This window comes from Streptomyces sp. NPDC001406 (genome assembly GCF_042895285.1).
In the GTDB taxonomy this organism is placed as follows: domain Bacteria; phylum Actinomycetota; class Actinomycetes; order Streptomycetales; family Streptomycetaceae; genus Streptomyces.
The window spans coordinates 98,689-122,694 of record NZ_JBIAWG010000006.1 but is presented as its reverse complement, the minus strand read 5'-3'; the positions used below and the strand labels follow the sequence as shown (position 1 = coordinate 122,694).

At 72.3% G+C, this 24,006-nt stretch carries 16 protein-coding genes; 6 read left to right on the top strand and 10 right to left on the bottom strand.

Annotation, left to right across the window (positions count from 1 at the left end; genetic code table 11):
* Window positions 1-34: 34 nt before the first annotated feature.
* Window positions 35-1,120 carry a M12 family metallopeptidase gene (locus ACFY1J_RS15970; RefSeq protein WP_390731362.1) on the bottom strand — a complete coding sequence of 362 codons (1,086 nt, stop codon included), beginning with the start codon at window positions 1,118-1,120 and terminating at the stop codon, window positions 35-37.
* A 76-nt stretch (window positions 1,121-1,196) separates the two neighbouring features.
* Here ACFY1J_RS15970 and ACFY1J_RS15965 point away from each other — a divergent pair, with 76 nt between their 5' ends.
* Window positions 1,197-2,999 carry a LuxR C-terminal-related transcriptional regulator gene (locus tag ACFY1J_RS15965; RefSeq protein WP_390731361.1) on the top strand — a complete coding sequence of 601 codons (1,803 nt, stop codon included), beginning with the start codon at window positions 1,197-1,199 and terminating at the stop codon, window positions 2,997-2,999.
* A 64-nt stretch (window positions 3,000-3,063) separates the two neighbouring features.
* On the opposite strand, the gene ACFY1J_RS15960 is transcribed toward ACFY1J_RS15965, so the two are convergent.
* Window positions 3,064-5,667 carry a CHAT domain-containing protein gene (locus ACFY1J_RS15960; protein WP_390731360.1) on the bottom strand — a complete coding sequence of 868 codons (2,604 nt, stop codon included), beginning with the start codon at window positions 5,665-5,667 and terminating at the stop codon, window positions 3,064-3,066.
* A gap of 132 nt (window positions 5,668-5,799) precedes the next feature.
* On the opposite strand from ACFY1J_RS15960, the gene ACFY1J_RS15955 reads away from it, so the two are divergent.
* Genes ACFY1J_RS15955 through ACFY1J_RS15945 form a run of 3 tightly spaced genes read left to right on the top strand, consistent with a single transcriptional unit; the run spans window position 5,800 to window position 8,416 of the window.
* The gene (locus ACFY1J_RS15955; RefSeq protein ID WP_390731359.1) at window positions 5,800-7,236 is read left to right on the top strand and encodes a S8/S53 family peptidase; all 1,437 of its coding nucleotides are present in this window, start codon (window positions 5,800-5,802) and stop codon (window positions 7,234-7,236) included.
* Entirely contained in the window at window positions 7,233-7,874 is a 642-nt protein-coding gene (locus tag ACFY1J_RS15950) for an RNA polymerase sigma factor (RefSeq protein WP_390731358.1), read from the top strand. The genes ACFY1J_RS15955 and ACFY1J_RS15950 overlap by 4 nt, the downstream gene beginning before the upstream one ends.
* A gap of 5 nt (window positions 7,875-7,879) precedes the next feature.
* Window positions 7,880-8,416: a hypothetical protein gene (locus tag ACFY1J_RS15945; protein ID WP_390705670.1), complete on the top strand. Its 537-nt coding sequence runs from the start codon at window positions 7,880-7,882 to the stop codon at window positions 8,414-8,416.
* On the opposite strand, the gene ACFY1J_RS15940 is transcribed toward ACFY1J_RS15945, so the two are convergent.
* Both ACFY1J_RS15940 and ACFY1J_RS15935 read right to left on the bottom strand, forming a co-directional pair.
* Entirely contained in the window at window positions 8,406-9,698 is a 1,293-nt protein-coding gene (locus tag ACFY1J_RS15940; RefSeq protein ID WP_390731357.1) for a cytochrome P450, read from the bottom strand. The two genes, ACFY1J_RS15945 and ACFY1J_RS15940, sit on opposite strands and share 11 nt — an antisense overlap.
* A gap of 85 nt (window positions 9,699-9,783) precedes the next feature.
* Window positions 9,784-10,596 (bottom strand): N-formylglutamate amidohydrolase, encoded by an 813-nt coding sequence (locus ACFY1J_RS15935; protein WP_390731356.1) that lies wholly within the window; start codon window positions 10,594-10,596, stop codon window positions 9,784-9,786.
* Between the two features lie 82 nt (window positions 10,597-10,678).
* Between ACFY1J_RS15935 and ACFY1J_RS15930 the strand changes: the two genes are divergently transcribed.
* Window positions 10,679-11,038 (top strand): DUF5713 family protein, encoded by a 360-nt coding sequence (locus ACFY1J_RS15930; RefSeq protein ID WP_390731355.1) that lies wholly within the window; start codon window positions 10,679-10,681, stop codon window positions 11,036-11,038.
* Between the two features lie 393 nt (window positions 11,039-11,431).
* Here the strand turns inward: ACFY1J_RS15930 and ACFY1J_RS15925 are convergent, their stop codons facing one another.
* The 4 genes from ACFY1J_RS15925 to ACFY1J_RS15910 all read right to left on the bottom strand — a co-directional run bounded on the left by ACFY1J_RS15925 (window position 11,432) and on the right by ACFY1J_RS15910 (window position 17,035).
* Window positions 11,432-13,651 carry an NADP-dependent isocitrate dehydrogenase gene (locus tag ACFY1J_RS15925; protein WP_390705674.1) on the bottom strand — a complete coding sequence of 740 codons (2,220 nt, stop codon included), beginning with the start codon at window positions 13,649-13,651 and terminating at the stop codon, window positions 11,432-11,434.
* A 167-nt stretch (window positions 13,652-13,818) separates the two neighbouring features.
* Entirely contained in the window at window positions 13,819-14,910 is a 1,092-nt protein-coding gene (locus tag ACFY1J_RS15920; RefSeq protein WP_390731354.1) for a mechanosensitive ion channel family protein, read from the bottom strand.
* 321 nt (window positions 14,911-15,231) lie between these two features.
* Window positions 15,232-15,996 (bottom strand): crotonase/enoyl-CoA hydratase family protein, encoded by a 765-nt coding sequence (locus ACFY1J_RS15915; RefSeq protein WP_390731353.1) that lies wholly within the window; start codon window positions 15,994-15,996, stop codon window positions 15,232-15,234.
* A gap of 64 nt (window positions 15,997-16,060) precedes the next feature.
* Window positions 16,061-17,035, bottom strand: coding sequence for a YbhN family protein (locus tag ACFY1J_RS15910; protein ID WP_390705677.1), 975 nt, complete (start codon window positions 17,033-17,035; stop codon window positions 16,061-16,063).
* A 171-nt stretch (window positions 17,036-17,206) separates the two neighbouring features.
* Between ACFY1J_RS15910 and ACFY1J_RS15905 the strand changes: the two genes are divergently transcribed.
* Window positions 17,207-19,084 carry an ABC transporter ATP-binding protein gene (locus ACFY1J_RS15905; protein WP_390706235.1) on the top strand — a complete coding sequence of 626 codons (1,878 nt, stop codon included), beginning with the start codon at window positions 17,207-17,209 and terminating at the stop codon, window positions 19,082-19,084.
* A gap of 672 nt (window positions 19,085-19,756) precedes the next feature.
* Here the strand turns inward: ACFY1J_RS15905 and ACFY1J_RS15900 are convergent.
* Window positions 19,757-20,896: an ABC transporter substrate-binding protein gene (locus tag ACFY1J_RS15900; protein WP_390731495.1), complete on the bottom strand. Its 1,140-nt coding sequence runs from the start codon at window positions 20,894-20,896 to the stop codon at window positions 19,757-19,759.
* 299 nt (window positions 20,897-21,195) lie between these two features.
* Window positions 21,196-23,976, bottom strand: a complete 2,781-nt coding sequence (locus tag ACFY1J_RS15895; protein WP_390705679.1) for a SpoIIE family protein phosphatase — start codon at window positions 23,974-23,976, stop codon at window positions 21,196-21,198.
* Window positions 23,977-24,006 lie beyond the last annotated feature (30 nt).

Here is a 24,006-nt window from a genome sequence, read left to right as displayed (position 1 = left end):
TGTGGCCCGGACATCCGCCTCGCGGCCCGTGCTGTCACCAGCACATGACGGCCGTCTCGCCCGAACCCCACGTGGAGTACAGGCGGACGCGGACGAAATAGCGGCGGCCCTTGACGAGCCGCACCTTGATCGTCGCGTTGTGCGGTGCGCCCCCGTCGTCCCGGCCGCAGAGATAGCGCGGCTCGCCGTCGCGCTCCTCGAAGACCACGACCACACCGTCGCCGTCCCCGAAGGTGCCCACCGTGTACTCACGGGTCTCCGGCGGCTCGACGGCGAAGTCGGCCTGCTCACCGGGGCCGAGGCGCAGCGGCACCGAGCGGAACGGCACCAGCGCGGCCGGCCGGGGCCGGTCCGCCGGCGGGTACCAGCGCAGCACGAACTCCTTGTCGGCCGGGGACAGCGTCCCGGGCGGGTGCAGCCCCCCGCGGAACTGCTCCGGCTCCAGGATCAGCCCCGACGAGAAGGGGTACTCCATGATCGACTGCGGGTCCCACACCGAGCCGTTGACCTCGGCCGGGTCCAGCTTGCGCAGGATGTTGTGGAACGTCCTGTCCCGGCTCCAGTGGTTCGGGGGGCCCGCCAGATCGGCGTACACGGCCTCGTCGTCCCAGTGGATGCCGGCGAAGGGGCTCTGGTGCTCGTGCAGCATGCCGAGCGCGTGCCCGATCTCGTGCAGGGCCGTGCCGCGCTGCCCGGGCGCGGTCAGGTCCCAGCCCAGGTTCATGGTGCGCTCGTTCAGACCGGTGGAGAGCGCGTCCCGGCCCACCGTCGACCAGGAACCGTCGCCGGCCTGGAACCCGATCCTGAGCTCCGCCTCGCGGCGGTCGGAGACCTCGGCGAACGACACCCCGACGCCGAGGTCCCGCCACTCCTGGAAGCACTCGCGCACGACGTCCTGCTGCCCCTTCGCGCCCGCCCACGAAACCCGGCGGGTCTCGCCGGTCCCCGGGACGGGGATCACCGAGGCGTCGGCGTCGGAGTCGAAGAAGTAGTAGTGCAGAACCGTGCCGTTGACCCACATCCGGCTCCCGCTCAGCAGCGCGCTCAGGCGTTCGGCGGCCAGCCCCGGCGGAAAGGACGGGGCCGACTGCTGCGCGAGCGAGCAGTAGCGCTGGGTCATGCGCCCAGCCTGCCGCCGGCCCTGTCCCGGCGCCTGAGTCGAGGGCTACTCAAGTCCCCCTGTATCAGGAGTGAGTATGCGGGCTCTTGATGTCGTGACGACTTACGCACAGGACGCGAAGACCCTCGAACTGCCCTGGCCGTTCACCGGCCGGGAGGACGAACTGGAGCTGATCCGCCGGTCCTTGACCGCCGGACGCCACGGCATCGTGGTGACCGGAGCGGCGGGCTGCGGCAAGACCCGGCTCGTCACGGAGGCCCTGCGCGGCACCGACGGGGCCCGGGTGACCGGGACGCCGCAGTCCCGTGGGCTGTCCTTCGCCGCGTTCGCGCACCTGTTGCCCGAGTCGGTCTCGCTGCACCGCGCGGTGCACATCCTGTCCGGCGTACGACTGCTCGTGGTGGACGACGCCCATCTGCTCGACGAGGCCTCCGCCGCCCTGGTCCACCAGCTCGCCGTGCACGGCCGTACCCGTCTGGTCGTGGTCGCCTCGGACGGCGCCCCGGTACCCGGCGCGGTGTCCCGGCTGTGGACCGGTGAACTCCTGCCGCGGCTGGCCCTGGAGCCGCTGCCCCGTGAGGACACGGCCCGGCTGCTCGCCCTGGGCGGCGCCCTGGAGCGGCTCACCGTGAACCGGCTGCACCGGGTGTGCCGGGGCGATCTGCGGCTGCTGCGCGACCTGCTGGGCGCGGTGCGCGAGTCCGGGCTGCTGACACGCGTACCGGACACGGACGAATGGGCGTGGCGGGGGCCGCTCCCCGTGACCCCCACCGTGCGCGAGCGCACCGCCCCGGTCCTGGACCGCCGCGGTCCCGCGGAGCGGGAGACCCTGGAACGCCTCGCCTTCGCCGGACCCCTGCCGCCGCGGCTGGACGACCTCGACCTGGCGGCCCTGGAACGCCTGGAGGCGGACGGCCTGATCCGGGTGGACGACCGGGGCGCCGCCCACCTGGCCCACCCCCTGCACGGCCCGGCACTGCGGGCCACCGCCGGACGGCTGCGGGCCCGACGGCTGGCCCGCACACCGCAGCAGTGCCGGGCGGCGCTGGAGGCCGAACGGGACGCGCTGGCCCGCGGGATCGAGGACCTGGACGTCCGGGGGACGCCGACGCCCGTGGGGGAGTGGCTGGCGGAGGAGGGCGCGCCGGTACCGGCCGGCTACGCGGCCGTACGCGCCCGGTACGCGCGGCTTCGGGGGGAGCTGCGGGAGGCGGCGGCCTGGGCGGGGGAGGGGCTGCGGTGGACGCCGGACGACGCGTCCTGCCGGGGTGAACTCGCCCTGGCCGCCGAGCAGTTGGGTGCGGTGACGACGGCGGACGAGGCGACCGTGGCCCGGGGTGGACCCGACGGCGCCGCGCGGGCGGCCGCCGGGGGCGACATGTACGCCCGCTACGACGCCGTACGGCTCGGCACGCCCGAGCAGGCCACCGGCCGGCTGCCGGCCGGCGGGGTGTTCGCCCGCCATGCCGACGCGCTGGCCCGCGGGGACGGTGCCGCGCTGGACCGTGCCGCCGAGGCCCTGGAGGAGCGCGGCTTCCTGCTGTTCGCGGCCGAGGCGCACGCCCAGGCCGTACGCGCGCACCGCGACCCGCGTGCCTCCCGCACCTCCCGCACCCGCGCGGTCGCCCTCGCCCGCCGCTGCCAGGGTGCCCGCACCCCGGCCCTGGCCGGCCTGGTCCTCGGCGAACTCACCGCCCGGCAGCGGCAGGTCGTCACCCTCGCGGCCGCCGGGCTGAGCAACCGCCAGATCGCCGAACAGCTGACCCTGTCGATCCGCACCGTCGGCAACCACCTCTACAGCGCCTACACCCGCCTCGGCGCCGCCGACCGCGGCGCGCTGCCCTGGCTGGTCGACCTGCCGGCCACCGAGTCGGCCTGAGGCCCGCCCGGGGCGGGCAGACGCGAGCCCGGTGCCGGGTGGTGCGTCTCATCCGCCCCTCGCCTCACGCCGCGCCGAACGCCGCGAACGCCCACCCCGTCGCCTGGTGCACCGCGTCGCCGGGCAGTGCCAAGCGGGCGTCGCGGAGGGCCTCGGCCAGGGAGAGGCCGGCGCTCAGGCCCTTGTGCAGGGCGAGCATCAGCGGCACCACCGCGGCGTCGTTGACCGGCGCGCTGCTCGCCACCACCCCCGCCGTGCCCAGCGGCAGCAGCGCCGTGACCAGACCGAGCAGCTCGTCGGCGCCGACCGAGGCGAGCCGGGCGGTGTCGCAGCTGGACAGGATGATCCGGTACGGGCTGCGGTCGAGACGCTCGAAGTCATGCACGATCAGCGGGCCGTCGGCCATCCGCAGCGAGGAGAACAGGGGACTGTCCGCCCGGAACGTGCCGTGCGCCGCGATATGCGCCAGCGCCGCGCCGTCCAGTTCCTCCAGCACCCGGGGCACCTGCGCGTCGTCGTACTCCAGGACCTTCGCGGTGCCGTACCGGTCGGCCAGCTCGGGCACTTCGGCGCCGCCGGTGGCCAGTCCCGGCCCGCGCACCAGGACATGCGCCCCGTCCGGCGGCGGCTCCGTCTCCCGGGCCCGCAGCCAACTGCTCGCCGACGGCGACACACTGAGCACCCGGTCCCGCAGCGAGGGCAGCAGCGCCCAGGGCACGCGGTGCAACGCGCCGGGCGGCACCACCACGACCGGCCCGGACCCGAGGTGCGGCACGGCCCCGCCCAGCAGCAGTTCCTCCAGCCGCCGCCCGGCCGCCTCGACCAGCGGCAACCGGCCCTCCGCCCCCGGGTGCGCCAGGCGCCGCAGCCCCGCCTGGACGTGCTCGGCCTCGGCCACCGCCTCCGCGAGCGCCCCGCCGTCGAACCGCCGTACCCGCCCCTGCCCGCACAGCAGCACATGCACCCGCCCGTCGAGCACCGCGAGTTCCACCAGCCGCCCGTCGCCGAGCCGGTCGAGGAGCCGGCCGGGGTCGAAGCGGTCCCCGTAGCCGGGCGCGTCGCCATGGGTGTGGTGGGTGCGGGAACGGATCTCCCGTTCCAGGCGCCGCTGTTCGCGCTCCAGGGCGGGCACCGGGCGGCCGTCCATGCGGGCGGCCTCGGCACGGGCCGCGATCTCCCGGAACGCGGTCAGACCGCTCAGCAGCGCCGGATCGGCGGGCGGCCGGGTGGGCGGCGCGGACAGCACCGTGGCCCGCCAGCGCTCGCTCCACACCAGCAGCCGCCGTGGACCGCCCTGGGCGAGGCTGGCCTGCTGGGCCAGTGCGGCGAGTTCCGCACCCTGCGCCGTGGCCCGGGCCCTGAGCTCCGAGGCGCCCAGCGTCATCCGATGGTCGTCGAGGACGTCCAGACCGCGCCGGCAGGCCTCCAGGACCCCCCGCCCGGAACCGGCCGCCCGCGCCCGCAGCGCCTGCGCGGCCCATCCCGTCATCCGGGCCAGCGGCGGCCCGCCGCGTCTGCTGCGCGCGGCCACGGCCAGATGCCGCTCCGCGTCCGCCGTCCAACCCAGGGACAGCGCGATCCGGCCCGCGAGCAGCGAGGCCTCCGGCGCGTACGGCGAACCGAAGGACGCCAGCCGCTCGGCGACCGCGGCCGCGTCGGCGACCAGCCGCCCCGAACTGCGCCCGGCGGCCACCCGGGCCTCGATCAGCACCAGCCGTGCGTGCGTCTCCCACCAGGTGCGCCGCTGCCCGGCGAACAGTCTTACGGCGACGGCGGCCCGGGCGATGGCGGTGTGCGGGTCCCCGGCCGACCGGGCGGCCCGCGCGGCGGCGAGCAGCAGTTCGGCCTTGCGGGTGGACTGCCCGCCGATCTCGTCGAGCACCCCGATCGCCGCGTCCGCCTCGGCCAGCGCCTCCGGGGCCAGCCCGGCGGCCATCAGCACCTCGCAGCGCCGGATGTAGAGCATGAAGGTGGGCGTGCCGAGCTTGGCGTACCGCTCCTCGGCCTCGTCCAGCAGCCGCAGCGCCGCCGGAATGTCACCCGACCGGAACGCCGTCAGGCCCCGGCTCTCCACCGCGTCGGCCTTGTCGTGCTCCTGGCCCGTGGTGTCCCACAGCCGCTCGGCCGAGGTGAAGTCGGCGTCGGCCCGGTCCACCGCGCCGAGCGCCAGATGCACCGTCGCCCGCAGGGTCAGCGCCCGTGCCGTCCAGATGACGTCGTCCGCCTGCCGCAGCACGGGTATGGCGCGGCGTACGTCCTCCAGTGCCTCGCGGTGGTGACCCAGTACCCACCAGACGTAGGCGCGGCGGTACAGCACACGGGCCCGGGTGTGTCCGCTCCCGCGCGCGACACCGCGCTCGAACGCCGAGAGACCCTGCCGTGTGCGCCCCGCATGCACCAGTGCGACCCCCAGCGTGGCGAGGACGTCCGCCTCCCGGTCCGGCGTCTGAGCGCGCGCGGCGAGGTCGCGGGCGCGCCACAAGTGGCGCAGGGCGATGCGCATGTCGCCGAAGTCCCGTTGCCAGATACCGATCACCTGGTGCGCGACGGAGGCGTGCAACGGCGGCGGATCGGCGTCGAGCACCAGCTCCGCCCTCGCCAGCGCCTCGTTGGGAGCGGCGAACACCATCGGCAGCAGTTCGAGAACCGAGTCGCTTCCCGCTGTCACCCCTCGGATGTTAGTGGTCTTCGGATACCCGTCATACACGTCATACGGGTTTGGTCCGGTCGTCGTCGGCTGTATCAATCGATGGTTCCGCCGCTCTGACTGACGACCGCCGCACCAGTGGGAGGACACGCCATGGCACCTCAGCGATTCCACGAGCAGTTCGACCAGATCCAGCGCTCCATGCCCGATGTCCCCCTGGCGATGGGGCCGGACGACTCCGCCGAGTTCTTCTACGAAAAGGGCGTCGTGCTGGCCCGCGACGGTGAAGAGGCACGGGCCGTCGAGGACACCGTGCGCGCGCACTTCACGGAGACCACCGGCCTGGTCGCGGACCATGTGCGCCGGGCGGGCCCGGTGGAGAACCGGACGGGCATCACCCGCATCCAGGTCGGCGACCCGGGCCACGGCGACCGCAGCGGCGACCGGGCGGTCGGACACGCGCTGCGGGCCATGCGCGAGGCGGAGGGCCGCCGGGGGCACCGGCTGATCAGCCGGAACCACGTGGTCTCGATCGCGGTCAACGCCTGTCCGGGCGACGAACCAGTACCCGCCCCACTCACCCAGCCACCGAACCCGGCGACGGCCGAGACGCCGTACGACCAGGACACCGCCGTCGGAGTCCTCGTCATCGACACCGGGCTGATGCACGACTACCGGTCCTACCCGCTGCTCGCCCACACCGAGGGCGACGGCCAGATCAGGGAGACCGACGAGGCGGGCGTCCTCCAGCAGTACGTCGGCCACGGCACGTTCATCGCCGGGCTCGTCGCGGCCGTGGCGCCCAACACCGACGTCACCGTCCGCAACACCCTCAACGACGCGGGCGCCATCCTGGAGTCGGACTTCGGCACCAAGCTCTTCGAGGCCGTCGACCAGGGCGGCTGGCCCGACATCATCAGCCTCTCCGCGGGCACCTCCAACGGCCGCACCGACGGTCTGCTCGGCATCGACGCCTTCATGCGGGAACTGCGCGCCCAGGGCACCCTGTTGGTCGCCGCGGCCGGCAACAACGGCAGCGCCACCCCGTTCTGGCCCGCCGCCTACGCCTCCCTGCCCGACTACGAGGACGCCGTTCTGTCGGTCGGAGCGCTGCGCGGCGACGGCGAGTTCGGCGCCTGCTTCAGCAACCACGGCTCCTGGGTGAAGGTCTATGCCCCCGGCGAGCGCCTCACCAGTGCCCTCACCGGCTTCGACGCGCCCGTGCCGTATGTCTACCAGCACTCCACCTACGACGCCTGCCGGTTCGGCTTCACCTATGCCTGCACCTGCCAGTACCCGCGCCACACCGGCGTGTTGAGCGAGGAGCGGGAGAGCACCTCGGGCAAGCCGGACCAGGTGATGTTCGAGGGGTTCGCGCAGTGGAGCGGAACGTCGTTCGCCACTCCGGTCGCGGCAGGGCTCGTCGCCGCCCAGATGACGGCGCACAAGGAGCGCGCCCCGCGCGCGGCGCGCAAACAACTCCTGGAGAGCAACACCGAGTACGCGGAAGTGCGCGGGGCGCACGTACCGGCCCTGCGCCCGGCGACCTGGCGCCCGGCCCCTGTCGTGCGACTGGCACCTCCCGCATGAGGGCCGGAACCCTCCCCTCCACGGCGTACGATGACATGCCGTACACGAGGGGTGAGGCCGTGGACCGAGCAGAGGTCGGCGCGTTGGTCCAGTCTGCCGCCGTCGACGGTGACGCGGCTGCCTGGAAGGCGCTCGTTGAGGGGTTGAGCCCGCTGGTGTGGTCGGTCGTGCGCGCGCACCGGCTCTCGGACGCCGACGGCCACGAGGTGTACCAGACCGTGTGGTTCCGCTTCGCGCAGCACCTCGGCCGGATCCGGGAACCCGACAAGGCGGGGTCCTGGCTGGCCAGCACGGCGCGGCACGAGTGCCTGAAGGTGATCAGGGGCCTGACGCGGCTGATGCCGACCGACGATCCGCAGGTGCTGGACCGGGTCAGCGAGGACCGCACGCCCGAGCAGTCGCTGATCGACTCCGAGGAGCAGGCCGCGGAGGCCGAGCGCATCCGGTGGCTGTGGCAGGAGTTCGAGGAACTCGGCGAGCGCTGCAGGCAGTTGCTGCGGGTCCTGATGGCCTCGCCGCCGCCGAGCTATGTCGAGGTGTCCGCCGCGCTGGGCATCGCGGTGGGCAGCATCGGACCGCTGCGGCAGCGCTGTCTGCGCAGGCTGAGGGCGCGACTGGACGCACGGGGGACGCGGTGAGCGACATGAGCGGTGGGATGAACGGCGACGGGAACGGCGGCGTGCACGGCAGGGGCGACGACGGCCTCGCCCCGGACGAGGCCTTCGCGGACATGGAGTTCGACGCCGAGTTCGATGCCGGACTCCTGGAGGAGGAACTGCGGCAGGCGGCCGCGATACTGGACCCGGTCCCGGCCGAGCTGCGCCAACTGGCCATCGAGGCCTATGCGTTGCACGACCTCGATGCCGGTATCGCCGAGCTGACCTTCGACTCCCTGGTCGACGCGATCCCGGTGAGGGGGGCGACGGACCCGCCGCGGATGCTGACCTTCCGCGCCGGCGAGCTGACCGTCGACGTCGAGGTCACCGGTGCGGGTCTGATGGGGCAGGTGCTGCCGCCCCAGCAGGCCCGGATCGAGGTGCTCGGCGGCCTCCAGGCGGCGGCCCAGGTCCCGGTGGACGCGATGGGCCGCTTCACCAGCGACACACCCCCCGCGGGTCCGTTCGCACTGCGCCTGCGCACCGGTGGAAACGTCATCGTGACGGAGTGGCTCAGGGCCTGACCTTTCCGGCCCCGTCCGCGGACCCTGCCCGCAGGGTCCGCGGTTCCCGCCAGGTGACCGGCAGGGTCCGCGGGCCGCGGATCATCGTCCTGCGGCGCCAGGGCACCTCGTCGGGCGGGACCGCCAGACGCAGGCCGGGCAGACGGTCCAGTACGGCGTCGATCAGCAGTTCGGTCTGCAGCCTGCCGAGGACGGCGCCGGTGCAGCGGTGCGGGCCGTTGCCGAAGGCGAGGTGCGGGTTCGGATCGCGGTCGGGGTCGATGCGGTCCGGGTCGGGGAAGACCTCCGGGTCGCGATTGGCGGCCAGATAGGAGACGTACACCGGCTCGCCCGCGCCGATCCGCACGCCCCGGACATCGACGTCCTCCAGGGCGATGCGGGCCAGGCCCACGGTGCTGCGGTGCGGGATGTAGCGCAGCAGCTCGTCGAGGACGGTGGCACGCGACTCGGGACGGGTACGCAGCCGGTCCAGCAGTCCGGGCCGGGTGAGCATCAGGAACAGCATCTGGCCACAGTTGTGGGTGACCGCCTCACCCCCGATCTGCAGCGGACCCGCGAGGCCGGCCGCCTCCTCCTCGCTGATCCCGCCACGGGCCACCGCGGCGCCGAGCAGCGAGTACACCGAGTCGTCGGAGCTGTGGGCGCGGGACCGGATCGTCTCGGTGATCCACCCGTACAGGCCGTTCTTCGCCCGGTCGGCGGCCTCGGCCCCACCGGAGGTGGAGATGATGTGCCGCGTCCAGCCGTGCACCCGCGCCCGGTCCGCTGCGGGCACGCCCATGACCTCGCTGACCACGGCGATCGGTAAGGGCTCCAGCAGCCGCTCGATCAGATCGGCCGGCGGCCCGTCCCGTACGACCCCGTCCATGATCCCGTCGAGGATCTCCCGCGCGCGGGGCCGCAGCCGCCGCATCGCCGCCGCCGTGAACGCTCCGGCGACCGGCCTGCGCAGCCGGTTGTGGTCGGGCTGGTCGGCGAACGCCAGCGAACCCGGGCGCGGCTTGAAGTGCGGGGCCAGCCGTGTCACCTGGCGCCGGGTCAGCTCCGCGCGGCTGAACCGCGGATCGGTGGTGATCGCCCTGACGTCCTCGTGGCGGGTGGCCAGCCACGCCCAGCCGTCGCCGAACGGAAGGCGGATACGAGTCAGCGGACCCTCGCGCATGAGGTCCGCGAGGACCGGGTCGAACTCCGTCCCCGCCAGGTCGAGGGCGGGCCAGTCCCGCACGGGCGGCGCGGCCCGGCCGACGACCGTGCCCCGCTCCGTGCCGGCGTCCTCCGTCATGCCCTCCACCCTGGTACGGGGACCGGCGCCTGTCCTGCAGGAGTGCTCCATGAGGAGTGCTGCATGAGGAGCGCTGGACGAGGAATCATCCGCCGACGGCGACGCCGTCCACGCCGTCGATCAGGGCGGCCAGCGCCGACGCGAGCCGGGACAGCCCCGGCCCGGCGGGCCCGCCGGGCTCGGTCATGTACGTGTCCCGGCGGATCTCCACCATCAGCGCGCCGACCCGCGGGTCCTTCCCGTAGAACTCCAGTGGTACGTAAGCCCCGCTGAAGGGGCTGTCGAGTCCCGTCTCCCCGCACCCGGCGAACGCCTCGCGGGCCAGCTCCGCGAGCCCGGCCGGCGTGTGGAAGGCGTCGGTGCCCACGCAGACCGGCGGCCGTGGGCCCGCGCCGTGCAGCTCGTAGGGCAGCCGCTCGGTGGGGTAGGAGTGGACGTCGATCACGACGGCCCGCCCGGTGGCGGCGAGCCGGTCGCGCACCGCCTCGGTCATCGCCCGCGCGTACGGCCGGAAATACCGGCCGAGCAGCGGCTCGGGGTCGGTGTCCTCGGGCCGCAGGGGAGCCCGGTGCGTGGTCCGCGTATACACGGCGCCCATCCCGACGGGGAGCATCTCCTCCCGCTCGTCCGGGAACCGCTCCGGGTCGACGACCAGCCGCGACAGCCGGTTCACGAACCGCCAGGGGGTGGCACCGGCCAGCTCCGCCGCGGCCCGCGCGATCTCGGCGGTGTGCGCGTCGACGATGTGGTCGAGCTCGCGCTCAAGCTCCGCGTCGTCCAGCACGATGCCCTTGCGCACCTCGGCCGGTATCTCCCGTGCGGAGTGCGGCACATGAAGGATCACCGGGGAGTCGTCGGCACCGGGCAGGAGCTCGAAGGACGGTGCGGCAGGGGTCATGGGCTGCTCCCGGGGCGTTGTCAGTGGCGTGCTGCATGATCGAAGGTGCCACATCGAGCGACGACCGAAGGGCGGGGGCCGCATGCCCATCAGCAACGAGCAGGTGATCGCGCACGGGTTTCTGCGGGGCCTGTACCGCGACGACTACTACCCCGACCGGGTGGTGGACCGGGGCAGGGAGATCCTGCTGCGCCTGTGCGAGCGCATCGAGACGGAGCGCCCGGCGGACCTGCCCGCGCTGTACGTCCTGACCCAGGCGGCCACGGACGAGTTCAACGACCTGCAGGCCGAGTTCGAGGCGGCCGACAGCGAGATCGAGACGGTGGCCCGCGAGGAGATAGCCGGGGACTTCGGATTCGTCGCCGACGCGTATGGCTTCGCCGACGCGGACGTGGAGGAGCTGATCGCGACGCGGACTGGTGAGGGCGCGTGCGGCCGGTGAGTCCTTCTTCGGGTGATCACCCGGAGCCGGTCGGCCGACGGCATGCGGGCGGTCGACTCGGCCCGCTGGGCGGGTGGCGGCGATCGAAGCGGACCCGGAGCCCCGGCTCGCTGCGGTACGTGACACGCGCGAGCCGGCGGGTCGGGCCGGGGCCGCCGACAGCGACCTCCGGGCGTCCCGGGAGGATCCTCACCGGCATCGGCACGGAGCCTCGGAAATCACCATCGGTGTCCCGCACTTCGCGGGCCGGACCCCGGCTGCCCGCGCAGCCCGGCCGGGCTCCGGCCGCCCGCGCAGCCCCGGCCCCGCCCGGAAATGCCCCGCCCCGGTCGGGGGTGCCGACCGGGGCGGGGTTCCTCACGGGGGCGGCCGGTGTGCCGCGGGCGTCACGCGTCAGCTGAGGGACGCGAGCGCCTCGTTCCAGGTGGCCGACGGGCGCATGATCGCGTCCGCCTTGGCCTTCTCCGGCTTGTAGTAGCCGCCGATGTCGGCCGGGGAGCCCTGGACGGCGATCAGCTCGTCGACGATCTTCTGCTCGTTGGCGGCGAGCGTCTCGGCGATCGGGGCGAAGGCCTTGGCCAGGTCGGCGTCGTCGGTCTGCCGGGCCAGCTCCTGCGCCCAGTACAGGGACAGGTAGAAGTGGCTGCCGCGGTTGTCGATGCCGCCGACGCGACGGGTCGGGGACTTGTCCTCGTTGAGGAAGGTCGCCGTGGCACGGTCGAGGGTGTCGGCGAGGACCTGGGCGCGGGCGTTGCCGGTGCTCTTGCCGTACTGCTCGAAAGCCGGGACCAGGGCGAAGAACTCACCGAGCGAGTCCCAGCGCAGGTAGTTCTCCTTGAGCAGCTGCTGGACGTGCTTCGGCGCGGAACCGCCGGCGCCCGTCTCGAACAGGCCGCCGCCCGCCATCAGCGGGACGACCGACAGCATCTTGGCGCTGGTGCCCAGCTCCAGGATGGGGAAGAGGTCGGTGAGGTAGTCACGCAGGACGTTGCCGGTCACCGAGATGGTGTTCTCACCGCGGCGGATGCGCTCCACCGACAGCTTGGTCGCCTCGACGGGGGACAGGATGCGGATGTCCAGGCCCTCGGTGTCGTGCTCCGGCAGGTAGGCGTTGACCTTGGCGATCAGGTTGGCGTCGTGCGCGCGGTTCTCGTCCAGCCAGAACACGGCCGGGTCGCCGGTGGCGCGGGCGCGGGTGACGGCCAGCTTCACCCAGTCCCTGATCGGCGCGTCCTTGGCCTGGCAGGCGCGGAAGATGTCGCCGGCGGAGACGGTCTGCTCCAGGACGACGTTGCCGTCCTGGTCGACCAGGCGGACGGTACCGGTGGTCGGGATCTCGAAGGTCTTGTCGTGGGAGCCGTACTCCTCGGCCTTCTGCGCCATCAGACCGACGTTCGCGACGGAGCCCATGGTGGACGGGTCGTAGGCGCCGTTGGCCCGGCAGTCCTCGATGACGACCTGGTAGACGCCGGAGTAGGAGGAGTCCGGCAGCACCGCGAGGGTGTCGGCCTCCTGGCCGTCCGGGCCCCACATGTGGCCGGAGGTGCGGATCATGGCCGGCATCGAGGCGTCGACGATGACGTCGGACGGCACGTGCAGGTTGGTGATGCCCTTGTCGGAGTCGACCATCGCCAGCGCCGGGCCCTCGGCGAGCTCGGCCTCGAAGGAGGCCTTGATCTCGGCGCCCTCCGGCAGGGCCTCGACGCCCTTGAGGATGCCGCCCAGACCGTCGTTCGGGGTCAGACCGGCCGCGGCGAACGTCTCGCCGTACTTCGCGAACGTCTTCGGGAAGAAGGCGCGCACCACGTGACCGAAGACGATGGGGTCGGAGACCTTCATCATCGTGGCCTTCAGGTGCACGGAGAACAGGACGCCCTCCTCCTTGGCGCGGGCGACCTGCGCGGTCAGGAACTCGCGCAGCGCGGCCACGCGCATCACGGAGGCGTCGACGACCTCGCCCTCAAGGACCGGTACCGACTCGCGCAGGACGGTGGTGGAGCCGTCGTCGCCCTTGAGCTCGATGCGCAGCGCACCGGCCTTGGAGATCACCGTGGACTTCTCGGTGGAGCAGAAGTCGTCCGCGTCCATGGTCGCCACGTTGGTCTTGGAGTCGGAGCTCCAGGCGCCCATGCGGTGCGGGTGGGTCTTGGCGTAGTTCTTGACCGAGGCCGGGGCGCGGCGGTCGGAGTTGCCCTCGCGCAGGACCGGGTTGACGGCGGAGCCCTTGATCTTGTCGTAGCGGGCGCGGATCTCGCGCTCCTCGTCGGTCTTCGGGTCGTCCGGGTAGTCCGGCAGGGCGTAGCCCTTGCCCTGCAGCTCGGCGATGGCGGCCCTGAGCTGCGGGATCGACGCCGAGACGTTCGGCAGCTTGATGATGTTGGCCTCGGGGGTCCTGGCCAGCTCGCCCAGCTCGGCCAGCGCGTCGGGGATGCGCTGGTCCTCGTTCAGATACTCCGGGAAGACGGCGATGATGCGCCCGGCCAGTGAGATGTCGCGGGTGTCGACCGCGACACCGGCCTGCGAGGCATACGCCTGGATCACCGGCAGGAACGAATGCGTCGCCAGGGCCGGGGCCTCGTCTGTGTAGGTGTAGATGATGGTCGAGTCAGTCACCGGGTGCTCCGCTCCACGTCTGCAACATTGCTCGACATCAAGATATCTCGTGACCGCCCCCGACTCGACAGGGGCCCGCGACTCGAAAGATCGGGGTCCGGGAGAGGCGCCATGCCGCTTCGGAGCGTACGGCGACCGCTCCACGGACCCCGCGAGCCTCCCGGCCGCTACTCGAAGGCGGCCGGGCTCGACGTCACGTCGTCGGCGTTGCGCTGCTGCGGAATCATCACCTCGCCCTGCTGCAGCGCCACCGTCCGGGTGGGGGACGGGATGCGGATGCCCTCCTCGCGGTAGCGGCGGTGCAGCCGCTTGATGAACTCGTGCTTGATCCGGTACTGGTCGCTGAACTCGCCCACGCCGAGGATCACCGTGAAGCCGATCCGGGAGTCGCCGAAGGTGTGGAAGCGGATGGCCGGCTCGTGGTCCGGCAGCGCGCCGGTGATCTCGGTCATCGTCTCGGCGATCACCTCGGTCGTGACGCGCTCGACCTGGTCGAGGTCGCTGTCGTAGCTCACGCCCACCTGCAGCAGGATGGTCAGCCGCTGCTCGGGCCGGGTGAAGTTGGTCATGTTCGTCTTCGCGAGCTGCCCGTTGGGGACGACCACCAGGTTGTTGGAGAGCTGGCGGACGGTGGTCTGACGCCAGTTGATGTCGACGACGTACCCCTCCTCGCCGCTGCTCAGCCGGATGTAGTCGCCCGGCTGGACGGTCTTGGAGGCGAGGATGTGGATGCCCGCGAAGAGGTTGGCGAGGGTGTCCTGGAGAGCCAGCGCGACCGCCAGACCACCGACACCCAGCGCGGTGAGCAGGGGCGCTATGGAGATGCCCAGCGTCTGCAGCACCACCAGGAAGCCGATCGCCATCACCAGCACCCGGGTGATGTTGACGAAGATCGTGGCCGAACCGGCGACGCCGGAGCGGGACTGGGTGACCGACTGCACCAGACCGGCGATCACCCGGGCCGCCGACACGGTCACCGCGAAGATGAGCAGCACCTGGAGGCACTGGTTGGTGTGGTGCTGGACCGTTCTGGTCAGCGGCAGCACCGCCGCCGCGGCGGCCGCACCGCCCGCGATCGCCGCCCAGGGCACGACGGTGCGCAGCGCGTCCACCATCACGTCGTCGCCGCTCCAGCGGGTCCGCTTGGCGTGCTTGGCCAGCCAGCGCAGCAGCATGCGTGACAGGAAGGCCGCCAGCAGACCGGCCGCCAGGGCCACGCCGGCGAGGATCAGATCGTCCAGGGTCAGCGCGCGGTTCACCGGTCACCTCCGGGTCGGGAAGCTGCGGCGGACGGTGCCGCCGGCGGCCGGATGTGAAGTCTCGTCACGAAGTCACCTGCTCGTTGCCGGGATGTGCGGTCGCACCGGGCCGTACGGCGTCGTCGACCGGCGCGAGCGCTCATCCTGCCGTATCCGGCACGGGGGTTCGCACCCTGCCCGGTACCGAGGACCAGGAGATCCGTCCCGAACGGGGCGTCATCGGCACCGGGTTCGCGGCACCAGCGTCACGGCGGCCACTCGCAGCTCACAGCTCACAGCTCACAGCTCACAGCTCACAGCTCACAGCTCACAGCTCACAACTCACAGCTCCGTGAACGAACCGTGCCGGCCCGCACCCCCGGCGAATCGTGCCGCGCCCTCCAGCGCCTGCGCCAAGACGTCCATTCCGTAACGGAGTTCGCCCCGCATCGCCGCCGGCTCGTCCAGCCCGTCCTGGTCGAGGACCGAGGCCCGGTCGCCGCGCAGGCACGCCTGCGGGAAGCGGGCGACGGACGCCGCCAACTCCTCCGCCTCCTGGCGGGCCCGGCCCGTGGGGACGAGCCGGTTGGCCAGCCCGATGTCGTACGCCTCCCGGGCCGGTACCGGGCGGCCGGTGAGGATCATGTCCATCGCCCGGGAGGTGCCGATCAGCCGGGGCAGCCGTACCGTGCCGCCGTCGATGAGCGGAACGCCCCAGCGGCGGCAGTACACGCCGAACACCGCGTCCTCCTCCGCGACCCTCAGGTCGCACCACAGGGCGAGCTCCAGACCTCCGGCGACGGCGTGCCCGGCGACCGCCGCGATCACCGGCTTGGACAGCCGCAGCCGGGTCGGGCCCATCGGTCCGTCGCCGTCCTCGGCCACCCGGTTGCCCCGGTCCGTGCCCATCGCCTTCAGGTCCGCGCCGGCGCAGAACGTGCCGCCCTCACCCCACAGCACCGCCACCCGGGCGTTGTCGTCGGCCTCGAAGGCCCGGAAGGCCGCGGCGAGTTCCACCGCCGTCGGGCCGTCCACGGCGTTGCGGACCTCCGGCCGGGAGAGGACGACCGTGGTGACGTGATCCTTGCGCTCCAGACGTACGGGCACGGGTGACGCTCCTTCCTCGGGCGCCGGCCTCGGACGCCCCGTCGGGTCGAAGGAGCACTCTGCCTCAGATGACCTTCAGCCGCACCAGCGCACCCAGCGTCAGGGCACCCGGTACCAGCGGCACCCAGACCGTGATGATCCGATAGGCGAGCACCACCGCGGTGGCGACCGCCGCCGGACCGCCCGCCGCGACCAGCGCCACGATCAGTGCCGCCTCCACGGAACCGAGGCCGCCCGGGGTGGGCACCAGGGCCACCGCGACCGTCGCCGCCAGATACGCCAGCGCCATGTGGGCCGGCGGCACCGGCAGCCCGAGGGCCTGCCCCACCGCGGCAAGGCCGGCGGCCTGCAGCGCGGGGAACGCCAGGGAGCCGCCCCACAGGGCCAGCGCCCGGGCGGGCCTGGCGTGCACCGACCGGGCCTCGCCCAGCGCGGTGCGCAGGAAGGAGCTCACTGCCGTGCGCAGCCGTCGTACGAACATGAGCGCGCCCGCCGCGACCAGCAGCAGGGCACCGGCGCCGAGGAGCAGCGGGCCCAGGGTCCCGTGCGGCAGCAGGGTGCCGAGCCGCAGCGCGTCCGGGAAGACGATCAGCAGCGCCGCCAGCAGGGACAGCCGGCCGACACTCTCCGCCAGGAGATACAGCGCGAGCGCCGCCGAGGAGCGGGCGAGCGGAACGCCGCACACCGTCATGAAGCGCAGATTCACCGCGCTCGCGCCCAGCCCGGTGGGCAGCAGATGGTTCGCCGCGCCCGCCGCGAACTGCGTGGCCAGCAGCCGCCGCTTCGGCAGCGTCTGCACCACCGCGCCCTGCCGGGTGACCGCGGCGGCCACCCAGGTCAGACAGGTGGCACCGCCCGCGGCCAGCAGCCACGGCCAGGAGGCCGTGCGCAGATGGCCGAAACCCTCCGCGAGCACGGAGCGATGCCGCACCGCGGCCACGGTGACGAGCAGGAGCGGCACCAGGCACAGGACCTGGCGGACGGGGACGCGTCGGGGGAACCGTCCCTGGGGGAGCTGGGGAAGTTGTACCGCTGTCACATCCGGAGAGGTTTTCCGTGCCGCGCCAACAGCGGGTGGCCGAATCGCGGACGGCGGCTTACGGACGGAAAGCGGCTGAGGGGGGAGAGTCATCGGAGCCTTCGAGCGGGGGGACGTCCATCGGGCATTGACCTCAACGAAGCTTGAGGTCTTACGTTCTCTCCCATGAGCATGGAGACCACAGCCTGGACACAGTTGCACAGCGTGATGACCGCCCAGCAGGAGCGCCGCCCGTTCGCGCTGGCCACGCTGCGCCGCATCGCCGCCTTCGCCCGCCCGCACCGCCGCCGCATCGTATGGTTCGTGCTGCTCGGCGTGGTGACCGCGCTGCTCGCCGTCGCGACCCCCGTGCTCGCCGGACGCGTCGTGGACGCGATCGTGTCGCACGGCGACTCGGGCCGGGTCGTCCGCCTGGCGCTGCTCATCGCGCTGATCGCGGTCGCCGAGGCGGCGCTCGGCATTCTCGGCCGGCGGCTGTCGGCGACGCTCGGGGAGGGACTCATCCTGGACCTCCGGACGGCTGTGTTCGATCATGTGCAGCGCATGCCGGTCGCGTTCTTCACACGCACTCGTACGGGAGCGCTCGTCAGTCGTCTCAACAACGACGTGATCGGCGCGCAGCGGGCGTTCAGCAACACCCTTTCGGGAGTGGTCAGCAATGTGGTCACGCTGCTGCTCACCCTGGCCGTCATGCTCACCCTGTCCTGGCAGATCACGCTGCTGGCGCTGGTGCTGCTCCCGGTGTTCGTGATCCCCGCCCGTCGGATGGGCAGCCGGATGGCCCGCATGCAGCGGGAGGCGGCGGCGCTCAACGCGGCGATGGGCACCCGTATGACCGAGCGCTTCTCGGCCCCCGGCGCCACCCTGGTCAAACTGTTCGGCCGCCCGGAGGAGGAGTCGGCGGAGTTCGCGGCCCGCGCCGCCCGGGTCCGGGACATCGGCATCCGTACGGCGACCGCCCAGACGGTGTTCATGACCGCGCTGACCCTGGTGTCCTCCCTGGCCCTCGCCCTGGTGTACGGCCTCGGCGGCTGGTACGCCCTGCGCGGCACCCTGGAACCGGGCGCGGTCGTGGCGCTGGCGCTGCTGCTGACCCGGCTGTACGCGCCGCTCACCGCGCTCGCCGGGGCCCGCGTCGAGGTGATGAGCGCGATGGTCAGCTTCGAGCGGGTGTTCGAGGTGCTGGACCTGAAGCCGCTGATCGAGGAGCGACCGGACCCGGAAGAACTGCCCGAAGGTCCGGTGGCGGTCGAGTTCGAGGACGTCCGCTTTGGCTACCCGGCCGCCGACAAGGTCTCCCTGGCCTCCCTGGAGGAGGTCGCCACCCTCGACACCCGCGGCGGCGCCGAGGTCCTGCACGGGGTCTCCTTCCGCGCCGAACCCGGCCAGACGGTCGCCCTGGTCGGTTCCTCCGGCGCCGGGAAGTCCACGATCGCCGCCCTGCTCCCGCGCCTGTACGACGTCGACGAGGGTGCCGTCCGCCTCGGCGGCACCGACGTGCGCGACCTCAGCGCCGCCTCCCTGCGCGCCACCCTCGGCATGGTCACCCAGGACGGCCACCTCTTCCACGACTCCGTCCGGGCCAACCTCCTGCTGGCCCGCCCGACGGCCACCGACGAGGAACTGTGGGAGGCGCTCGGCCGCGCCCGCCTCGACGACGTCGTACGGTCCCTGCCCGACGGCCTGGACACGGTGGTCGGGGAACGCGGCTACCGCCTCTCCGGTGGCGAGCGCCAGCGCATGACCATCGCCCGCCTGCTGCTGGCCCGCCAGCGCGTCGTCATCCTCGACGAGGCCACCGCCCACCTGGACAACACCTCGGAGGCGGCCGTCCAGGAGGCCCTGACCGAGGCACTGGCCGACCGGACCGCCGTCGTCATCGCCCACCGCCTCTCCACGGTCCGTGCGGCGGACGTGATCCTGGTCGTCGAGGCCGGCCGCATCGTGGAGCGGGGCACGCACGCGGACCTTCTGGCGGCCGGCGGCCGCTACGCGGAACTGCACCGCACCCAGTTCGAGAAGCAGACCGCGGAGGTCACGGCACCCTGAACGGCAACTGTGTCGAGCCGGCCCACGCCGTAACGGATGCGGGCCTGCACCTCGTTGGGCGCCTCGGGCGGGGCCGCAGTCCCGCTCGCGCTGTGGCGATGGTCACCAACTGCTGCGAAGCCCGTTGCGCAGGCCGGCATCGGCGACTCGCTGCAAGGTGTGAAAACAGCCTTTGACCTGCAAAAACGCAGGCAGGGAGACTATCAGTGGGAGTGCACCGATGTTGCGTACCAGGGTCAAGTCCAAGATCTAGCTTGGACGTTTGCGCAGGTCGGCGGCGTGATGGCCGCGTCCGGGTCAGCAAATCAGCTAGCCCGTGGGATGGGGTCGTTCTTCAAGGAGTGTGGTGTTCCAGGCCGACCCAGGAAGCGAACAGGCCGCGTTCGCCGGACAGACGGAGCCGACGTCTTGTCGCGTGCCGACGAGCGAATCGTTCGCCGATCTTCTCACCGACGGGTGCGAGAGGGCACAGCGGCAGAGCGCCGCGGCAGGTCGGGCATCGTCGGCCTGCGCCGCTGAGCACACCGCAGTTCACCGTCCACTTCACGAATCGGACGAGCAGCAGCGTCCAGGGGACCCGCTGGACCGGCTCACCCCTGCTCGATCGGACGCGCCCGGTCCGTGTCGGTGCCCGTTCACCGCACACCTGATGGGCGACGGGGACCGTCCCAGCTAGCCGGAGACGGCCTTCGCCCAGCCCTGGTTGACCGTCTCCCTCGCCTTCTCGAGTTGCGCGTCCGTTGGGAACTGCGGCGTTCCCTCAACCGTCGGCAGTCGTGCAGCGGCGGCCTTGTCGAGGGTGCCGTCCCGCCTCATGGCGTCCATGAGCACTGGGCGGGCAAAGGCGCGCAGCCGGAGGTTCTGGCCCTCTGGGCTGAAGAGGTACTCCTGCCACAGCCGGGCAGCCGCCGGGTGCGGGGCGTTCTTGTTGATCGCCAGCGCGAAATACTGGGCGAAGCTGCCGTCGAAGGGGATCGCAACCTGCCAGTTCACGCCCTTGTCGCGGAGCTGGTCGGCGTAATGGAGGTTGATGTAGTCCCAGTTGATGCTGATGGGGGTCCGGCCGTCCTCGACCGTTGCCGAGTTGGAATTGAGGGGGTTGAAGTTGCCGTTCCTCTTGAGTTCGGCGAAGAAGTCGAGACCGGGCTGGATGTTGTCGAACGACCCGCCGTTCGCCAGCGCGGCCGCGTAGACGCTGTCGAAGGCGGTCGCCGACCGGGGCGGGTCGCCTTCGAGCGCGACCATGCCCTTGTGATCGGGATTCAGAAGATCGGCGAAAGTTGCCGGGCAGACCTTGACCCGGTTGGCGTCGCAGCCGATGGAGATGTAGCCCCCGTAGTTGTTGTACCAGCGGGCCTTCGAGTCCTTCTGATTGCCGGGAATCGCATCGTAAGCGGCTACCTTGTACGGCGCGAGCAGATTCCGCGCCGCGGCGTTCCGCGCGAACGTATCGCCCACGTCGATCACGTCGGGTGCTGTCGGCCGGTTCCCGCTCTTCCTCAGGGCGTCGATCTCGTCCTCGCTGTGGCCCAGCGGATCCTCGACCGTGACCTTGATCCGGTACTTCTTCTCGAAGCCGTCGATCAGGCCGCCGTAGTCGGCCCAGTCACGCGGCAGCGCGATCGCTCTGAGCGTGCCCTCCTGTTTCGCTGCGGAGATCAGTGCGCGCATGCCGCCCACGTTCTCGGCGGACGTAGCCACTGACGGCTTCGCGGGTGTGGCGGGCGGTGTGTTCTCGCAAGCGCTCAGGCCCAGTGCCACGAGAGCGAAGCAGCCGAAGACCACCACTGCTCGGGCACACGGTGTGGTCACGACTGCTCCCCGGGCGTGGGGTGTGAGGTGGTCACCTCGGGCGGCTGCCGGCAGCACCACTGTGCCCGGATCGGCGGTCCTTCCGCTGTGCCTCCCGGCTTCCATGGGTCCACTGCGCCGACGAAGTGGTCATAGAGGCCAGGGTACCCGGCCGCCTTATGGCGGAATGTCGACCGGAAGCGTGCGATCAGCATCTTTACCCGGCTGGACGATGGTTCCGTACGCCCAGGGCCGCAGCCGCACCCATGCGGGCACGCGGGCGTGCGCGACGGTGGAGGGACGGAACGTACGCGCTCACTTCACAGTGCCGTGTCGTCCCATTGGCCGAGCAGAACCTCGTCGAGTCCTTCCGCCTCCGGCGTGGCGCCGCCGTGGAGGGACTGTTCGGCCCAGATGACTTTGCCGGTGGGCGTATAGCGGGTCCCCCAGCGTTCGGCGAACCGGGCGACCAGGAAGAGTCCGCGGCCGCCTTCGTCGGTGACCTTCGCCCGGCGCAGCCGGGGCGAGGTGCTGCTGCCGTCGGAGACCTCGAAGATCAGGGTGCCCGCGCCGGGGGTGCTGATCGGCACGGTGCGCAGCAGCCGGACGGCGATGGGCTCGGCGCCGTAGCGGATGGCGTTCGTGATCAGCTCGCTGAGGACGAGTTCGGCGGTGAAGCCGACCTGCTCCAGCCCCCACTCCGTCAGCCGGCGGGCGCAGGCGGTGCGCACCGGGGCCACCGCCGCCGGGTCACGGGGCACGTCCCACTCGGCGACCTGCTCCGGTCCGAGTCGGTGCGTGCGGGCCACCAGCAGCGCGATGTCGTCCCTGGGCCGGTCGGACAGCATGGCCTCCATTACCGCCGCGCAGGTGGCCTCCGGCGTGAGGCTCGGCCCTGTCAGAGCATCGCGCAGGGCCTCCAGACCGACGTCCAGGTCTCGGACGCGGTCCTCGATCAGGCCGTCGGTGTAAAGCACCAGTCGGGAACCCTCGGGCACGGTGAGCTCGGCGGTCTCGACAGGCAGGCCGGCTCCGAGTCCCAGTGGCGGGGAGACGGGCAGCTGAGGGAAGTCGACGGTCCCGTCGGGCCGGACCACCGCCGGTCCCGGATGGCCGGCGGTGGCGACGGCCAGCCGCCCGGAGGTGGGGTCGTAGACGGCGTATTGGCAGGTCGCCCCGGTGATCATCCCCTGTCCGTCCTCCGCGGCGACCTCCTCGGCGTCGATCTGCGCCACCAGCTCGTCCAGTCGGCCCAGCAACTCCTCCACGGGCATGTCCAGGCCGGCGAAGTTGCGCACAGCGGTGCGCAGCCGGCCCATGGTCGCCGCGGCGTGCAGACCGTGGCCGACGACATCGCCTACGACCAGTGCCACCCGGGTACCGGACAGCGGGATGACGTCGAACCAGTCCCCGCCCACCCCGCTCTGGGCCGGCAGGTAGCGGTAGGCCACGTCGAGGGCGGACTGCTCGGGCAGCGCGCGTGGCAGCAGGCTGTGCTGCAGGGTGACGGCCATGGCGTGTTCGCGGGTGTAGCGGCGGGCGTTGTCGATGCACACAGCCGCCCGGGCGGCCAGCTCCTCGGCGAAGGACACGTCGTCGTCCTCGAACGACGGGGAGCCCTTCGCGCGCCAGAAGTCCACCGCTCCCAGCACCACGCCGCGGGCTCGCAACGGAACCACGAGCATCGAGTGGATGCCGTGGTCGAGGATCCGCCGGGCACGTTCGGGGTGCTGGTCCCGCCAGCCGTCGGAGGCGCTCAGTTCCCCGACCAGGACCGGTCGGCCGTCGGCCATCGCCGCGGAGACGGGGTGGCCCGGGACGAACCGGATCAGCTCGCCGACGGGATGGAGGAGATGGTCCTCCTCCAGACCGGCGACGGCGCTGCGGCGCAACTCGGTGATCCCGGCGGTCGCACCGGAGGACTCCTCGCCGCGCAGGATCGGGTCCAGCAGTTCGACGGTGACGATGTCGGCGAACCGGGGCACCGCCACCTCGGCCAGTTCCTCGGCTGTGCGCTTCACATCGAGCGTGGTGCCGATCCGCAGCCCGGCGTCGTAGAGCCGGTTCAACCGTTCGCGCGCCACCTCCGCCCGGCCGGAGAGGGCCCGCAGCTCGGTGGTGTCCCGGAGCGTCACCACGCTGCCGACCGGTCCGTGAGGTGCGGTGAGCCGCTTGCTGACCGCGAGCAGCCGGTCGGCCGCCAGGTACACCTCGTCGGTGGCGGGGCGATCGGAGGCCAGCAGCCCGGCGAGGTCCTCATCCAGCCCCAGATCGGTGATGTCTCGCCGCTCCGCGTCCGCCGGCAGGTCCAGGAGCCGTCGTGCCTCGTCGTTGGCCAGCAGCAGCCGGCCGTCACCGCCGAGGATCAGCACTCCTTCCCGCACCGCGTGCAGCACCGCGTCGTGGTGCTCGTACATCCGGGTCATCTCGGTCGGCCCCAGCCCGTGGGTCTGCCGGCGCAACCGTCGGCTCACCAGGCCCGACCCGCCTGCGGCGACGACAAGGGCCATGGCGGCGCCGCCGAAGAGGAACGGCAGCTGCGTGTTCAGCCTGCGCTGCACCTTCTCGACCGTGACGGGCACGGCGACGATGGCGACGACCGAGCCGTCAGGGCCCCTGACGGGGACCGCCGAGATCACGGAGAGCCCCAGGGACCCCTGGAAGGTATTCGTGAAGGGCTTGCCCGTCGCCGCCTTCGCGTAAGGCCCGATGATGTGTTTCCCGATCTGATGCGGGTCGCTGTGGGTGAGTGTGATCCCGTTCAGTCCGTACACGATGATGGCGTCGACGCCCGCGGCCTTCCGGGCCGCCTCCGCGCGCGGCTCCAGCACCGCGGTCGGGTTCGCGCTGTTCAGCGCCGGCACGATCCCCGCGGCGTTCGCGAACGTCTGCGCCGCGGTGAGCGTCCGGTGGCGGGCGTCCGCCATGACGTCGCGTCGTGCCTGCACCACGAGGGCCACCAGGGCGGCGGCGACGAGCAGCACCACGATCGCCAGCTCGAGCAGGAAGACCTGGCCGGCGAGGCTGTGCACGCTCAGCAGCGAGCCGGACCGCCATGCCCCTCCCTCCTGACGGGGCCGACCGGGCCGATGAGTCCTCATGGATGCATCAGGCGTATCACGTCCGGATTG

Coding starts and splice junctions, on each gene's coding strand:
- ACFY1J_RS15945 (WP_390705670.1), top strand. CDS start 7,880: ATGAGCGGTGGGATGAACGGCGACGGGAACGGCGGCGTGCACGGCAGG.
- ACFY1J_RS15970 (WP_390731362.1), bottom strand. CDS start 1,120: ATGACCCAGCGCTACTGCTCGCTCGCGCAGCAGTCGGCCCCGTCCTTT.
- ACFY1J_RS15905 (WP_390706235.1), top strand. CDS start 17,207: ATGGAGACCACAGCCTGGACACAGTTGCACAGCGTGATGACCGCCCAG.
- ACFY1J_RS15950 (WP_390731358.1), top strand. CDS start 7,233: ATGAGGGCCGGAACCCTCCCCTCCACGGCGTACGATGACATGCCGTAC.
- ACFY1J_RS15930 (WP_390731355.1), top strand. CDS start 10,679: ATGCCCATCAGCAACGAGCAGGTGATCGCGCACGGGTTTCTGCGGGGC.
- ACFY1J_RS15965 (WP_390731361.1), top strand. CDS start 1,197: ATGCGGGCTCTTGATGTCGTGACGACTTACGCACAGGACGCGAAGACC.
- ACFY1J_RS15955 (WP_390731359.1), top strand. CDS start 5,800: ATGGCACCTCAGCGATTCCACGAGCAGTTCGACCAGATCCAGCGCTCC.
- ACFY1J_RS15935 (WP_390731356.1), bottom strand. CDS start 10,596: ATGACCCCTGCCGCACCGTCCTTCGAGCTCCTGCCCGGTGCCGACGAC.
- ACFY1J_RS15895 (WP_390705679.1), bottom strand. CDS start 23,976: ATGAGGACTCATCGGCCCGGTCGGCCCCGTCAGGAGGGAGGGGCATGG.
- ACFY1J_RS15940 (WP_390731357.1), bottom strand. CDS start 9,698: ATGACGGAGGACGCCGGCACGGAGCGGGGCACGGTCGTCGGCCGGGCC.